This window comes from Paenibacillus litoralis, from assembly GCF_046244365.1.
Taxonomy (GTDB): Bacteria; Bacillota; Bacilli; order Paenibacillales; family NBRC-103111; genus Paenibacillus_V.
The window spans coordinates 5,576,366-5,591,544 of sequence record NZ_CP176395.1 but is presented as its reverse complement, the minus strand read 5'-3'; the positions used below and the strand labels follow the sequence as shown (position 1 = coordinate 5,591,544).

Genomic DNA, 15,179 nt, shown 5'->3' with positions numbered 1-15,179 from the left:
TCCCCGGAGCAATCCGGGGGAGGGGGTATGCGAAGCCGTACCGGATCTTCCTGACGGCGTGTGTAAACGGTTACATTTTAATTGTAGGCATTCGAAGCGGAAATTAGCAGTCCTTGAGGTCTTAGTCGTTAGGTTTAGAAGACGTCAAAGACTTCTAGAATCCGGCGAACGTCAATGAGAGGGGGGATGCCGAAAGGGCCATGAGCCTAAAGGTTTGCAAGGAGTAAGCATGTGGTTTTCGGTAGGGGCATCAAAAATTGATTGGGGAGGTAGTTCGGTTGAGTAAAATGAAAAAAGCGGTAACCCCAATGCTTTCCTCTGTGCTCGCGCTATCCGTTTTGGGGGCATGTTCCAGCAGCAATACCGATTCGAAAGGGGCGTCGGCAAGTCCTTCCGCATCGCCGTCCGCGGCAGCTTCTGTCAAGCCGTCGGAGAAGCCGAAGGAGAAGGTCGAAATTACGTTCTGGCACGTATGGTCGGAGAAGGATTCCGGTCCGATCGAAGCGCAGGTTGCGGCGTTCAACAAGAAGCAGGACGTGATTACGGTTAAGGTGCTCGGCAACCAGGACGCGACCAAGCAGCTTACGGCGATATCGGGCGGCAATCCGCCGGACGTGGCGCTTACGTTCTGGAACAACCTCGGCCCATGGGCGGACGCCGGCGCGATTCTCGAACTGGATCCGTATTTCAAGAAAGATAAGTTCGACCCGGCTGCCGTCATTCCTTCGGCTATGGATCGGATGAAGGTTAACGGCAAATATTACGGCGTGCCGTTCACGATGAGTATGGGCAGCACGCTGATGTATAACAAGAAAGCGTTCCAGGACGCGGGCCTGACCGGGCCGCCGGAAACGCTCGAACAGCTTCTTGAGTACTCGAAGAAACTGACCAAGAAAGATGCGAACGGCAATCTGACGAATATGGGCTTCTTACCCGACTACCCGTGGATCGACAACGTGTTCTGGCCGCTCGTATTCGGCGGATCCTGGGTGGACGAAGCGACCGGCAAAGTTACGCCGAATAAAAAGGAGAACGTCGATTCGATCGCCTATCAGCGCAAGTACTACGAGGAATTCGGCGTCGACGCGATCGGCAAGTTCCGGTCGGGGCTCGGCCAGCGGGGAACGCCGCAGGATCCGCTGCTGACCGGTCAAATGGCGATGATGATCGGCTGGGAATACAATTTCCCGGATGAGCGGAAAGCGGACGGCCCGCTCGGCATTGCGCCGTTCCCTTATCCGAAGGACCGGCCGGATTTGAAAGGAGCGGGGCTCGTATCACCGCGCGCCGTCTTTATTCCGAAGAAGGCCAAAAATCCGGAAGCGGCTTGGGAGTTCGTGCAATATTTGATGAGCGCCGACGCGCAAGTGGAATTTGCAACGGCCTCTAAAGTAATCCCGACGCTGACCAAGGTGCTTGACGACGACCGTCTCAAAAAGAACGAACAGCTGAAGACGCTGTGGGATTTCTACGATCGAGCGAAAAGCAAAAACCTGCAGGGCTTCCCGAACAACGTTTACATTAACCAATACCTGCAGTTTTTGTCCGAGGAAACGGAGAAAGCGCTTAAAGGGCAGCAGAGCCCGAAAGAAGCGATGGATAAAGTCGCCGAGAAGGTTCAGCCGCTCGCCGACAAAGCGAAGAAATAGTGCGGCATGAGCGGGGAGGGCGGCTGAGAGGCCGCCCGTCCTCTACTCCATGCAGAGTTGCAAGGAAAGGAGGCTGAAGACTTTGGCTGACCTGAGCCGGAACATGACGGGCATCAAAAAACGGGAACGGAAGGCGATACTCGTCGGCCTTTTGTTTACGAGTCCCTTTACGGTCGGTTTCTTGATTTTCAAGCTGTACCCGACGATCATGTCGTTCATTTACAGCTTGACGGAGTATAACCTGTTTTCCGCTCCCGAATGGGTGGGGTTGGAAAACTATACCGCGTTGTTCGCAGACGAAAAATTTTATATGTCGCTCTACAATACGGTTTATCTTGTCGTCGTCGGGCTGCTGCCGCATGTGGCTTTCGCGCTCGCCTTGGCGCTGCTGCTCAACATGAACGTGCGCGGGCAATCGATCTATCGAACGATCTACTTCCTGCCAACGCTGGTCCCGTCCGTATCGATTTCGCTGCTGTGGATGTGGCTGCTTAACGCGCAATACGGGCTCGTCAACGATCTTCTCGGTTATTTGGGCCTCATCCAGCCGAACTGGCTGATCGATCCGAATTGGACGAAGCCTGCGATCATTCTGATGGGCTTCTGGGGGACGGGCACGAACATGGTCATGTATTTGGCCGCCCTGCAGGACGTACCGCAGACGTATTACGAAGCGGCGGAAATCGACGGAGCCGGCAAGTGGAGCAAATTTTGGAACATTACCCTGCCCGCGATTTCGCCGGTAACGCTGTTTATTCTGATTATCGGCCTCATCAGTACGTTCCAATATTTCACCGAAGCGATCGTATTCGCGGAAGCGTCGCAATCCGTCGGCGGCCCGGGCAACTCGCTGCTGTTCTACGCCATTTACTTATACCAGACGGCGTTCTCGTTCCTGAATATGGGCTACGCGTCGGCGATGGCGTGGATGCTGTTCATTTTCGTGCTTGCCTTGACCTTGGTCGTATTCAAGACGTCCGCACGCTGGGTGTACTACGGGGGTGAAAAATAATGAGGGAAGCTTCCGTTCCGTCCGTTCGGCCGCAGCCGGAAGCGAGGAAGAGCAGGAGCCTGGGAGTCGTCCTGCGCAAATCGGTGCTGCCGCATTTGCTGCTGGGGATCGTCGGCATTTTGTTCCTGCTGCCCTTCTACTGGCTGATGCTGACGTCCGTCAAGACGAACGACGAAATTTTCGCGATTCCGACCGTTTGGTTTCCGTCGAAGATCGAATGGTCCAACTATGTCGGCGCCGTTAAGACGATTCCGTTTCTGAGATATACGCTGAATACGGTGTTTCTGTGCATCCTCGCCGTGATCGGGCAGCTGTTTTCGGCTCCGCTTGTCGCATACGGGCTTTCGAGGCTGCGTTTCAAAGGCCGGAATTTCATCTTCCTGGTCATGATGGCAACGATGATTCTGCCGGCGCAGGCGACGATGGTTCCGGTATACGTCATGTTCAACAAGTTCAACATGGTCGATTCGTATTGGCCGATCATCCTGCCGAACTTGTTCGGCATCCCGTTCTACATTTTCCTGCTGCGCCAGTTCTTCATGAGCATTCCTTACGAGATATCGGAATCCGCCAAAATCGACGGCGCCTCCGAATTTCGCATGTATTGGCAGATTATCATTCCGCTGGCCAGACCGGCGCTTTATTCCGTCGCGCTGTTCGCCTTCCTCAACGAGTGGCGGGATTTTCTCGGGCCGCTGCTTTATTTGAACGATCCCAAAATGTGGACGCTGTCGATCGGCCTGCGCGCTTTCATCGGCGAATACAAGGTATCCTGGGGGCCGCTCATGGCCGCCTCCGCCTTGTTTACCGTTCCGATCATCGTCCTTTATTTCTTCGTGCAGCGCAGATTTATTCAGGGTATTACGTTAACCGGGTTTAAATGATCCGGCTTGTAAGCAAGTTCACTCGCTAGGTGAAAAGGAGCTTGATGCATGCGATATAAAGTACTCCTGTCCAAATGGCTGGTTGCAGCCGTCTTGTTTACGCTTATTGCGCCGGCGCTCGCCGGGAGAACGGCTTTGGCGGAAGCGGGCTCGCCTGCGGTTACGGGTTCCGTCTACGAGAATGTGTATTACGACAATTTGGCCTCGGGCAAAACACCCGCCGTCTCGCTCATTTCAGGGGATGCGGCGCAAACGGCCAAGGAAGCGGCCATGGCAAGCAGGCTGACAGACGGCGTTCTGGGCGATGGCGACTGGAACGGTCACCGTACGCTTTACGTGGATTTTTACCGGAATATCGGCCGGCATCTGGTGATCGACCTGGGTGAGATTTCCACGGTGAAGGAGCTGAACTTCCGGGCGATGCAGGACGCAAGCGCCGGCATCTATTTCCCTCAAAGCGTAGGCTTCTCGCTGTCGAACGACGGCGGCCAAACGTGGACCTACTTGGGCTCCGTGGCGGCAGACCAAGTCGATAAAGTAGACGCGAAAGCGGGGGTATTCCGTCTCGGCGGTCTGAATTACCAGGCAAGCAAGGTTCGGATCAGCTTCCCCGTTGATGTATGGATATTCGCCGACGAACTGCAGATCATGGGCAAAAAAGGGATCGTAGACGGGGCGACGATTCCGGCAGGAGGGGACTTCGACCCGTATAAGGAAATCAATGCGTATCCCGCTCCGGGCTCCGAGCAGACGAGAGGGGCGGTCAACGATTACCTGGTCTATGCCGGCTGGCATACGAACGGTACCGTTCGCCATGACAAAACGAAGGAGATGCTTCTCCCGGCGGTCGCGTATATCGACCCGGCCAAACAGATCAAAGACATGATGTTCGATTCGTTTACATTCCTGCCGTATGCGACGGCTTCGAGCGGACGGTCCCTCATCTTCAAAAGCGGCGCAACCGCAAATCAAGTGTCCAACAAACAGGACTGGCAGGAATATATCGATTTCCTGTTTGACGGCACCTATCAGCTCGCCGCTTTGAACGAGGCGGTCGGTGAGGCCAAGGCCGCTCTGAACCAGCCGGGTTATCAAGGCAAAGTCAAGATTGCCATCCCGAATCCGGTCGGCGCGCAAAACGCATTCGGCGTAATCGACGGCGTCAACCTCAATTTCAACCAAGCCGATGTTGGCAACGAGCAGGCGCTCGCGAACCGCGTCAAGGCCGTGAAATGGTATGTCGATCAAATTTTGCAGCGGTGGGATCCGGCCAAGTATCCGAACCTGAGACTGGACGGCTTTTACTGGCTCGACGAGTCGGTTCATTATTACTTGGACAATATCGAAGAGAGTTTGGTCATGCAGGCAATCGCTTATATTCACCAGCAGAACAAAATCGTTCACTGGATTCCTTTCTTCCAGGCATCGGGCTTCGAGAAGTGGAAATATTACGGCTTCGACTATGCGGTCATGCAGCCGAATTATGCGTTCCAGGATGCCGCCCCGGTCACGAGGCCGACCGACACCGCCGTACTCGCGAAGCGCTACGGTCTCGGCATCGAAATGGAGCTTCGCAACATAGTGAACGAGACGGACCGTCAAAAGTACTATCAATACGTCTACCAAGGGACAACCGCGGGTTATATGAAGGATTCCGTCAGAGGCTGGTACTTGGGCAATTTGACGCTCCAGGACGCCTATAACAGCACCGTTCCGGCCCAGCGCGATATTTATGAAGTGACGTACAAATCGGTCAAGGGCACATTCCCCAAAACGCCGGAGCAGCTGGCATCCAATCTCGCTTACGGCAAAATGCCCGTTCTTAGCCTGATTTCCGGAGATCAGCCGCAGACGGTCAAAGAAAAGGCCATGCTCGGCCGATTGACCGATAATGTGTTCGGCAACGGGGATTGGAACAAAAACCGGGACAAATACGTCGATTTCTACCGGAATATCGGCAGAAATCTCGTCATCGACCTCGGCCAAACGTCAACCGTTAACGAAGTGAGCATGAGGGTGATGCAGGACGCCGCAGCAGGCATCGGCATGCCTTCGAACGTCAGCTTCTCGCTATCCGACGACGGCGGGCAAACTTGGCGGTATATCGGGAGCGTACCGGCTTCGAATATCGAGACGATTGACGCCAAGCATAAGGCATTCAAGCTGAGCGGTTTGCATTACATTGCGAACCAAGTGAAGATCGGCTTCGACGTATCGGTTTGGGCGTTCGTCGACGAGGTGGAGGTTAACGGACGGAAGGGTATCGCAGACGGTGCCGTCGTGGCGCCCGATCTCGGTTACGAGGATCCGTATAAAGAATTCAATGCATTCCCCGCTCCGGGCTCCGATCAGACTTGGGGAACCCGCAATGACTACCTGATCTACGCCGGCTGGCACACGAACGGTACGATTCAGGAATCCAAAACTGCGGAAAAGCTGCTGCCGGCCGTCGCTTACATGAACCGGGACGGGCAAATCAAGGATATGCTGTTCGATTCGTTCACGTTCTTGCCGTACGCAACCGCCTCAAGCGGAAGATCGTACGTGTCCGCGACTACGGCTGCCGCATCGGCGAACAAGACGGATTGGCAGGAATACATCGATTTCCTGTTCGACGGGACGAACCAGCTTGCGGCCTTGAACGAAGCCGCCGGTCAAGCGAAAGCGGCTCTGAATCAGCCGGGCTACAAGGCTAAAGTGAAGATCTCCATTCCGAAGCCGCTTACCGCACAGACGAACTTCGGCACGGTAAACGGCAACGCGCTAAGCTTTAACGCTTCCGGCATCGGGGAGCAGCAAGCGCTCGCCAATCGGCTGGCCGCGGTGAAATGGTACGTCGATGAGATTTTGCAAAGATGGGATCCGCAGCGCTATCCGAATTTGCGCTTCGACGGATTTTACTGGCTAAGCGAGTCGATCGAGGTGCTGCCGAACAATGCCGAAGAAAGCTTGCTTCAGCAGCTAAACGCCTATATTCATCAGAACGGCAAGATGAATTATTGGATCCCGTTCTATCAAGCGAACGGCTTCTACAAATGGAAGGCGCTAGGCTTCGATTATGCTATTATGCAGCCGAATTATGCATTCTTTGAAAGCCCCGATACGAGACCGACCGAGGCGGCAAACCTCGCCAAGCGTTTCGGACTCGGGGTCGAGATGGAAATTCACTGGAACGGCTTGACGGTTGAAGCGGACAGGCAAAAGTTTCTGCGCTATTTGGACCAAGGGGTTACCGCGGGATATATGAACAACTCGGTGCGCGCCTGGTACATGGGGACCGATACGCTCCAGCTAGCTCAAGCAAGCGCCGTAGAAACCCAGCGGGAAGTGTATGACAAGATGTACGCATCGATCAAGGGCACTTATCCGGCGTTTCCCGATCATACGCCTCCCGTAACGACGGACGATGCGGCTCCGGGCTGGCATCGCACCGAGCAGACCGTAAGACTGCAAGCGACCGACGATTTGTCGGGCGTTGCGAAGACATATATTGGCGTCGACGGCGAACCTTCAGAGGAAGGGACGCAAGCGGCGATCGGCCAGGAAGGCAAGCATACCGTCACCTACTACAGCGTCGATCGGGCAGGCAATTCGGAAACCGTTAAACGCGCCGACGTTTGGATTGACCGAACTGCTCCTTCGTATATCTTGAAAGCGAACGGCAGCCCGCTTGCCGAAGGGGCGACAATCCTCGACGGCAAGCTGATTACGCTGGCCCTGCAGGCGGAGGATTCGCTCTCGGGCGTAGCGGAGCAAACCGTAACGGTGGACGGCAAACCATATGCCTTCGGGACGAAGATCGACTGGGCCGGCAAGCTCGGCATGCATACGATCCAAATCACGGTGACCGACCGGGCGGGCAATCAGTCTCAGGGGACGATTCGCGTTACCGTGAAAACAAGCCTTGCATCCATGGAGCAGCTGCTGGACCGGTACGATTCTTCCGACGAACTGAGCAAATCGCTGAAGGAGAAGCTCGACAAGCATCTCGAGCATGCCAAAAAGGATTTGGCGAAAGGAAAAACGAAGGATGCGGCAGATGAAATGAAAGACTTCTTGAAGACGCTGCATAAGCCGTCCAAAAAGGATTTTGACGATTCGAAGCAGGAGAAGGAAAGAGAGCGAAAGCCTCAGAAGGATTACATCTCGGATGCAGCCAGAACGGCTTTGGATGCCGATGCCAATGCGCTCATAGAGGCATGGTCCGGCAGCAAGGATCATCAAGCGTTGACGGAATAGCTTCGAGACAGCTCTTGTTCGAAGAGCGGACCAACAAACAAGAGAAACGGAAGTCGGCCCGGCAACCGTACGCGGTGAGCCGGGCTATTTTCGAAAACGGGAGAGAAACGGCCATGAACGAACAAATTGCTTCTATCATTACTAAAATAAAGCCGTATTTCATCGGCTTATTGCAGGAAGATCCCGAAAGCGTCGGCTTGACCGTTTGGGACGAAGAGCTTGGGGACAGGGCGAGCTGCTGCACCGTCGGGCAAGCCGCTTGCCTGTTTGCCCTGGATGGGCTGCTGCACGGCGGCGACGGATATGCAATCGCGGAGAAGCTTGCGGCGAACGTCGAATCGAGACAGCTTCCGAACGGGGCTTTCGGACAGCCGTTCTACGTGAAGAAGGGAGAGCCGCAGACCGTCGACATCGCCGAAATCGGAGCAATTGCGAACAGCCTGTATCACGTTCACCGTATTACGGGCAGCGAGCCTGCCAAACGGAGCCTGCTGCTTGCGGCCGATTACCTGCTGACGCAGGTGGCGGCCGAAAATCCGGGAGCCGTTTATAAGCGTCCGGATGCCAAAGGCCATGATGTCCTGAACGGCGACATGTATGCCGCTCATGCATGGGGCAGAGCCTATGAGCTTTCCGGAAACGAAGTTTATTTGCGCCGGCTGGAAGCAACCTTTCGGCATTTGGCCGACCGTTTCGGACGAAATAGCCCCGGCTGGTGGCCGTATACCGAATATTGGGACGGCACCGTCGGGATGGGCAACAGCGTCAGCTATCAGGCGACGATCGTCGCGTTCGGCGCCTCTTCGGTCAAGCATTTGCAGCCCGAGCTTGCGCGGCGGTGGACGCGAATCGCGGAAGCGGCGACGCTTACGATGCTGGAGGCGATGAAACGGGAGCCGGATGACGACAACGAAGCCCCATGGTGGTGCCGGGATTGGGCCAGCGTCTGGGAAATCTGCTTGGCTTACGTGCAATTCCCGGATATTCCCGAAGCGGAAACCTATGTTACGGAGCGGCTGCGGGCCGTTAACGAGAGGCTGGCCGGAGAAGGACTTGGCCTGTTTCAGTCGAAAGTAAAGACGGACGATCCCGAACGTTCTCCCGTGACGACGACGTTCCGGAAAGCGGCAGGCTTTGCGGCGACGGTTTCGTATTTGATTCTGGATCGGATGGCTATGGAAGAGTAAAGGACGATTGGTTTTCCGGATAGGAATGGAGGAAGCAAACCGATGAAAGCAATTAGCGGCACCTGGTTCGATTTTTATCATCCGAATCCCTACGAAGGGGATACGTGGAATGCCACGACCCAGCAATTTACGGCGGACGACTGGACAGCCAAAATCGAAGAAATGGCCGAAATCGGCATGGACACGTTCGTTTTGCTTAACGTTGCCCTGCACGGGAAGTCCTTCTACCCATCGGAGGCGATTCCTTGGCGCTGGGATCTCGTTTGTCGGGATCCGTTAGAAGCGGTGCTTGCGGCAGGGGACAGCAGGGGGCTTTCCTTCTATTTGGGGCTGGGCTTCTTTACGACCCCGATTATGGGCAGTTTATCGACTCGCGGCGACAAGAACGATTTGCGGTTTAAGGTGGCCGACGAGCTTGTGCAGCGCTACGGGCATCACCGTTCGTTCGCCGGCTGGTATTTTCCGGTCGAGGCCGCGATTTTCACTTACTTTCCCGACGAGTATATTTCGTATGCCAACGAGCTGGCCGGCTACTGCCGCAAGATCGGACCGCATAAGGTGATGATCGCGCCGTATGGGACCCGTTCCATTAACGGGGACGACCGTTTCGTCAGTCAGCTTCGTGCGCTTGAAGTCGATTATATCGCTTACCAGGACGAAATCGGCGTTGACCGTACGTCCTTCGCTGCGGTAGAGGAGACGTTCGTTCGGCTGCGGGAGGCGCATGACAAGGCCGGGAAGCCGCTTTGGGCGGATTTGGAGCTGTTCCGCTTTCAAGGCAAGGTTCTTATGCCGGGGGCATTCGAGCGAGTCGAGCGGCAGTTGGCCATTTTATCGAAATATGCGGACAAGGTGCTGTGCTACCAATACCTGGGCATGATGAACAAGCCGGGTTCGACGGCGCATGCGGGGCACGAATCGTCAATCGGGCTGTACGAAGCATACGCTGCCGAAATGAAACGTTTAGGACTCCTGTAACGGGAGAAGCTTCCGCCATATCGGGCTGTCTGGAGTAGATTTCCTACTTCGGGCAGCCCTTTTTCGTATGCGGACGCGATTATTTTGAAGCGAATAAAGGGAGTCTATGAAATGCATGCGATTTATCGACTACGGGAAAAATTGCGGCTTGCGGCGACCGCCCGGCTGCATAAACCAAACCAAGCATAAGGAGGAGCCAGAGTGATCAATCATTGGAAAAAGGGCCTGAGCGTTTCACTGACGCTTGCGATTGCGGCAGCCGTTGCCGGCGGTTGCGGGAATAAACCGAAGGAAGGCGCGGACAACGCGAATCAGGCCGGGGGAGCGAAGCCGTTTCAAGGCAAAACGGTCTCGCTGGTAACGGCGAACCATCCATGGGGCGAGGCGATCAAAGCGCTGCTCCCGAATTTCGAAGCGCAGACCGGCATGAAGGTGAAAGTCGAAAGCTTCTTCGAGGATCAGTTGACGCAGAAGCTGACCGTTCAGTTCACATCGGGCTCGGCGACTCCGGACGTTTTCATGTACCGTCCGCTGCAGGAAGGCAAGCTGTTTTACAAGAACGGCTGGGTGCATCCGCTTGACGAGTATTCGAACAAGGACGCGGCCTACGATTTCGCGGATTTCTCCAAATCGGCGATCGGTTCGACAACCGTCGACCAGAAGCTTGCCGGCATTCCGATTATTACCGAACAGGAAATTTTATATTACCGGAAGGATCTTCTCGAGAAAGCGGGCATCGCCGTTCCGAAAACGCTTGATGAGCTTTCGGCGGCCGTCAAGAAGCTGCATGACCCCAAAAACGAAATGTACGGTTTCGTCGCCCGCGGCCAGCGTTCCCCGCTCGTCACTCAATTGTCTTCGTTCCTGTATTCGGAGGGAGCGGACTACATGCAAGGGGATAAGGCTACAATCAATACGCCGGAAGCGGTCAAGGCGTTTACCACATACGGGACGCTTTTAAGGGATTACGGTCCTCCGGGCGTGCTGAACATGTCCTGGCCGCAAGCGTTCGGCATATACGCGCAGGGGAAAGTGGCCTTTATGACGGACGCCAACTCCCTCTATAAGAACGTTACCGATAAGGAAAAGTCGACGGTAGCCGATAAAGTCGGGTTCGCCATGTTTCCGGGCGGCAAAGCCGGATCCAAGCCTTACAGCATTACTTCATGGGCGCTTGCGGTCAACGCCAAGGCGGCCAATAAGGATGCGGCTTGGGAATTTATCAAATGGGCGACCTCGAAGGATATCGTGCTGAAGACGCAGCAGCAGGGCAACCCCGGCGCGCGTATGACCGTATGGGACAAAGCGGAGGGCGTAACCGGATTCCCGTCCGAGCTTGTTCCGATTATTAAGGAATCGTCGAATGTCGGCGTCGATCATGACCGTCCGGTCGTCATCAGCGTCGGCGAGGCGCGCGATGCCGTCGGCGAAGTCGTGCAGAAGATCATGAACGGCGATTCGAACGTGCAGGCCGCCGCCGAAAGCGCCAATAAAGCGCTGCAAACCATTATCGACAAAGATAAATCCAAGTAACGAACGGGTATCGGAAGGGAGAGTAAGCCTCCAGGGCATATTTTTCGCGCGTTGCGTAGAGGGTGACAGGAGGCTCTCCCGCTTATCCCGATCGGTGCCAGCGAAAGGATGAAGCAAGTGGGATACAACTGGTTTGACCGCAATCTCAAATGGGTATACACGCTGCCGGCCGTTCTTTTCGTCCTCTTGATGATGGTGTTTCCGATCGTGTATACGCTGCGGATCAGCTTTTTCGAATGGAGCATGTCCGCGACGACTCCGCCGAAATGGGTGGGACTCGAAAACTACGTGGCGCTTTTTCATGACAGTCGGTTTTGGCACGCTACGAGGGCGACGTTTTATTTTACGTTCGTCGCGCTTATTTTCGAAACCGTGCTCGGGATCGCCATTGCCGTTCTATTGAACCGCGAGTTTATTGGCAAAAATCTGGTGAAGACGGTATTTCTGCTGCCGATGGTCGCCACGCCCGTCGCGATGGGTCTGGTTTGGCTGCTCATTTACGAGCCTTCTATCGGCGTAGCCAACACGCTGCTGAAATCGCTCGGCCTGAAGCCGCTGCTCTGGCTGGCTTCCCCGAGCCAAGTGCTGCCGTCTCTTATCGTCATCGACGTTTGGGAATGGACGCCGATGATCTCGCTTATTATTATGGCGGGACTATCGACGCTGCCAAGCGATCCGTACGAAGCGGCTGACGTCGACGGGGCTTCCGCCTGGACGAAGTTCACCGCCATTACGCTGCCGCTCCTGAGGCCCACGATTATCGTTGCGGCCATGCTGAGGCTAATCGACGTTCTGAAAACATTCGATATCATCTATGCGACGACTCAGGGCGGACCGAATTTTGCTTCGGAGACGCTCAATCTGTACGGCTACGTGCTCGGCTTCCAGTACTTTAAGCTGGGAATGGCTTCATCGCTGCTCGTTATTTTCTTCGCCTTGGTTATGGCTTTAACGCTGTTGATGATCTGGGTTCGCAAACGATTGGAGGCCGTGTAATGAAGCGTAAAAAGGGTGGCAGGACGACGATGGCCGTTTTGACGTTCGTCGTTCTGTTCGTATTCGCTTTTCCGTTCCTATGGATGCTGCTCGCCTCGTTCAAGACGCAAGCGCAAATCATGTCGACGAGCAACTTTTTGTTTTTCAAGCCGACGGGACATAACTATACGAGCGTTTTTCAAGAATACGATTTCATGAAATTTATCGTCAACAGCTTTATCGTCGCCGTCGGGTCGACCGTGCTGTCGCTCGTCCTGGGACTTCCGGCCGCCTATGCGATCGCCAGATACAAGCTGCAGCAGCTCGGGCTCGTTATCCTTGTAGCGCGGATCATTCCGGGGATCACCTTCTTGATTCCATGGTTCATCCTGTTCTCCAAGATCAATCTGGTCGATACGTACACGGCTCTGATTCTGAGCCATATGCTTGTCGGCCTTCCGTTCATTATCTGGATCATGATCTCTTTCTTCGAAGCGCTGCCGGTCGAAATCGAGGAATCGGGCTTGATCGACGGCTGTACGCGGCATCAGGTGTTTCTGCGGATCATTATGCCGATTTCCGGCCCCGGCGTCATTACGTCTTCGCTGCTGTCGTTCATTTTCTCGTGGAACAACTTCATGTTCTCCATCATCTTAGCCGGGGACAAAACGAAGACGCTGCCGATCGCGGTATTCAATTTTATGTCCTATTCGGAAATCAACTGGGGCGCGCTCATGGCAGCCGCCTGCATCATTACGCTTCCGGTGCTGATTATCGCTCTCGTCGCCCAGCGGTATATTGTCAGCGGTCTAGCTGCGGGCGCCGTGAAAGGATGACGATCGATGAAAATAACGAAACTGGAATTGTTTAAAGTGCCGCCGCGCTGGTTGTTCCTCAAGATCGATACGGATGAAGGCATCGCCGGCTGGGGAGAGCCGATCGTCGAAGGCAAGGCGGATACCGTGCGAGCGGCCGTTCTGGAAATGGCCGATTATTTGATCGGTAAAGACCCGATGCGGATCGAGGATATTTGGCAGGTGCTGTACCGGGGGGCGTTTTACCGAGGAGGGCCGGTGCTGTGCAGCGCGATGTCGGGCATCGAGCAGGCGCTTTGGGACATTAAAGGGAAATGTTACGGAGCGCCGGTGTACGATTTGCTTGGGGGAGCTTGCCGCGATCGGACTCGCGTCTACTGCTGGATCGGCGGCGATAGGCCGAGCGACGTCGGCGACGCTGCCAAGCGGCAAATCGAAGCGGGCTTCACGGCGGTCAAAATGAACGGAACGGAAGAAATGCACTACATCGACTCGTTCGCGAAAGTCGATCAAGCGGTGGCGCGTATCGCGGCCGTCCGCGACGCGGTAGGAGCGGAGATCGGCATCGGCATCGATTTCCACGGCCGCGTACATAAAGCGATGGCTAAAGTGCTGGCCAAAGAGCTTGAGCCATTCCGGCCTATGTTTATCGAAGAACCGGTGCTCCCGGAGAATAACGAGGCGCTGGCGGAGTTCGCCCGCTATACGAGCTGCCCGATCGCCACCGGTGAGCGGATGTATACGCGCTGGGGCTTCAAAGAGCTGCTTGCGCAAGGCGTGGTCGATATTATCCAGCCGGATTTGTCCCATGCAGGCGGCATTCTCGAGACGCGTAAAATAGCGGCGATGGCGGAAGCGTACGATGTGGCTGTCGCGCCGCATTGTCCGCTCGGACCGATTGCGCTAGCGGCTTGCTTGCAGCTCGACGCTTGTACGCCGAACGCTTTCATTCAGGAGCAAAGCCTAGGCATTCATTATAACCAAGGGAGCGATTTGCTCGATTACTTGGTCAACCCGGCGATTTTCGAATACCGGAACGGCTTTGTCGCGAATTTGACCGGTCCGGGGCTCGGTGTCGAGATTAACGAAGCGAAGGTTCGGGAAATGGCGGCGGAAGGCCATCAATGGCGGAATCCGGTGTGGCGTCAAGAGGACGGAACGATTGCGGAGTGGTAACCGAACACCGAATTTTTATCGAAATGCCGTTGACATCCCATATAGGTTGTGAGATAGTATACCTAACTAACGTTCGTTAGGTGGTGAAGAACATGACAGCCAGCCGTATTAAAGAAGCAGCTCTCGTCCATTTTGCCAAGCACGGATACGACGGCGCGTCACTTTCGCAGATCGCGGCGGACGTCGGCATAAGGACGCCTTCGATCTATGCACATTTCAAGAGCAAAGAGGCGCTGTTTCTGGGCATATTCAGCGATGTCGCGCAGCGGGAAATCGAGTCTGTCGCCGATTGCTTGTCGCGGTTCGAGGATGCGCTTCTGGACAGGACCCTCCTTGGGCTGATCGCTCACTTCAAGGAGCGGTTCGAAGGCGACGGCGCGATGAAGTTTTGGATGCGGATGATGTTTTTTCCGCCGGCCTCGCTGCAAGGCGACACGCTGGATTCGATGTATGACGAATATTTGGACAAGATCGAGGAGGCGCTAGTCGCCGTTTTCGAGAAGGCTCCGTCATTCCGGAAGGAGCGGGACGGAGAGAAGGCCAATCAGGCGGCCGTAGCCTTCCTGTGTCTTCTCGACGGTTTGCTGGTGGAACTGATGTACGGAGGCAAGGACCGGTACTCGAAGCGTCTGGAATCGGCGTGGACGTTGTACTGGCGGGGATTGGACATTCGGCAGTAAGGCGGACCGACAAATAGAAAGGTTACGCCTGCTTACCTTGGGAGGGGAGCA

Annotated in this window: 11 protein-coding genes; all 11 read left to right on the top strand. The window is 55.3% G+C overall.

The window, feature by feature from the left end:
- The first annotated feature begins 287 nt into the window (after window positions 1-287).
- The 11 genes from ACKGJP_RS23725 (at window position 288) to ACKGJP_RS23675 (ending at window position 15,128) form a co-directional block, all read left to right on the top strand.
- Window positions 288-1,649 (top strand): ABC transporter substrate-binding protein, encoded by a 1,362-nt coding sequence (locus ACKGJP_RS23725; RefSeq protein WP_409347240.1) that lies wholly within the window; start codon window positions 288-290, stop codon window positions 1,647-1,649.
- A gap of 103 nt (window positions 1,650-1,752) precedes the next feature.
- Complete coding sequence (locus ACKGJP_RS23720) at window positions 1,753-2,661, top strand: carbohydrate ABC transporter permease (RefSeq protein ID WP_409347239.1); 909 nt, start codon at window positions 1,753-1,755, stop codon at window positions 2,659-2,661.
- The gene (locus tag ACKGJP_RS23715; protein ID WP_409341267.1) at window positions 2,661-3,545 is read left to right on the top strand and encodes a carbohydrate ABC transporter permease; all 885 of its coding nucleotides are present in this window, start codon (window positions 2,661-2,663) and stop codon (window positions 3,543-3,545) included. The genes ACKGJP_RS23720 and ACKGJP_RS23715 overlap by 1 nt, the downstream gene beginning before the upstream one ends.
- Window positions 3,546-3,593: 48 nt before the next feature.
- Window positions 3,594-7,784: a DUF4855 domain-containing protein gene (locus ACKGJP_RS23710; protein ID WP_409341266.1), complete on the top strand. Its 4,191-nt coding sequence runs from the start codon at window positions 3,594-3,596 to the stop codon at window positions 7,782-7,784.
- Between the two features lie 113 nt (window positions 7,785-7,897).
- Window positions 7,898-8,971 (top strand): hypothetical protein, encoded by a 1,074-nt coding sequence (locus tag ACKGJP_RS23705; protein ID WP_409341265.1) that lies wholly within the window; start codon window positions 7,898-7,900, stop codon window positions 8,969-8,971.
- Window positions 8,972-9,013: 42 nt separating this feature from the next.
- Complete coding sequence (locus tag ACKGJP_RS23700; protein ID WP_409341264.1) at window positions 9,014-9,949, top strand: DUF4434 domain-containing protein; 936 nt, start codon at window positions 9,014-9,016, stop codon at window positions 9,947-9,949.
- Window positions 9,950-10,150: 201 nt separating this feature from the next.
- Entirely contained in the window at window positions 10,151-11,482 is a 1,332-nt protein-coding gene (locus tag ACKGJP_RS23695; protein ID WP_409341263.1) for an ABC transporter substrate-binding protein, read from the top strand.
- Window positions 11,483-11,599: 117 nt separating this feature from the next.
- Window positions 11,600-12,478, top strand: coding sequence for a carbohydrate ABC transporter permease (locus ACKGJP_RS23690; RefSeq protein ID WP_409347238.1), 879 nt, complete (start codon window positions 11,600-11,602; stop codon window positions 12,476-12,478).
- Entirely contained in the window at window positions 12,478-13,293 is an 816-nt protein-coding gene (locus tag ACKGJP_RS23685; RefSeq protein ID WP_409341262.1) for a carbohydrate ABC transporter permease, read from the top strand. The genes ACKGJP_RS23690 and ACKGJP_RS23685 overlap by 1 nt, the downstream gene beginning before the upstream one ends.
- 6 nt (window positions 13,294-13,299) lie before the next feature.
- Window positions 13,300-14,448: a galactonate dehydratase gene (gene dgoD, locus ACKGJP_RS23680; protein WP_409341261.1), complete on the top strand. Its 1,149-nt coding sequence runs from the start codon at window positions 13,300-13,302 to the stop codon at window positions 14,446-14,448.
- Window positions 14,449-14,540: 92 nt separating this feature from the next.
- Window positions 14,541-15,128, top strand: coding sequence for a TetR/AcrR family transcriptional regulator (locus ACKGJP_RS23675; protein WP_409341260.1), 588 nt, complete (start codon window positions 14,541-14,543; stop codon window positions 15,126-15,128).
- Window positions 15,129-15,179: the final 51 nt, after the last annotated feature.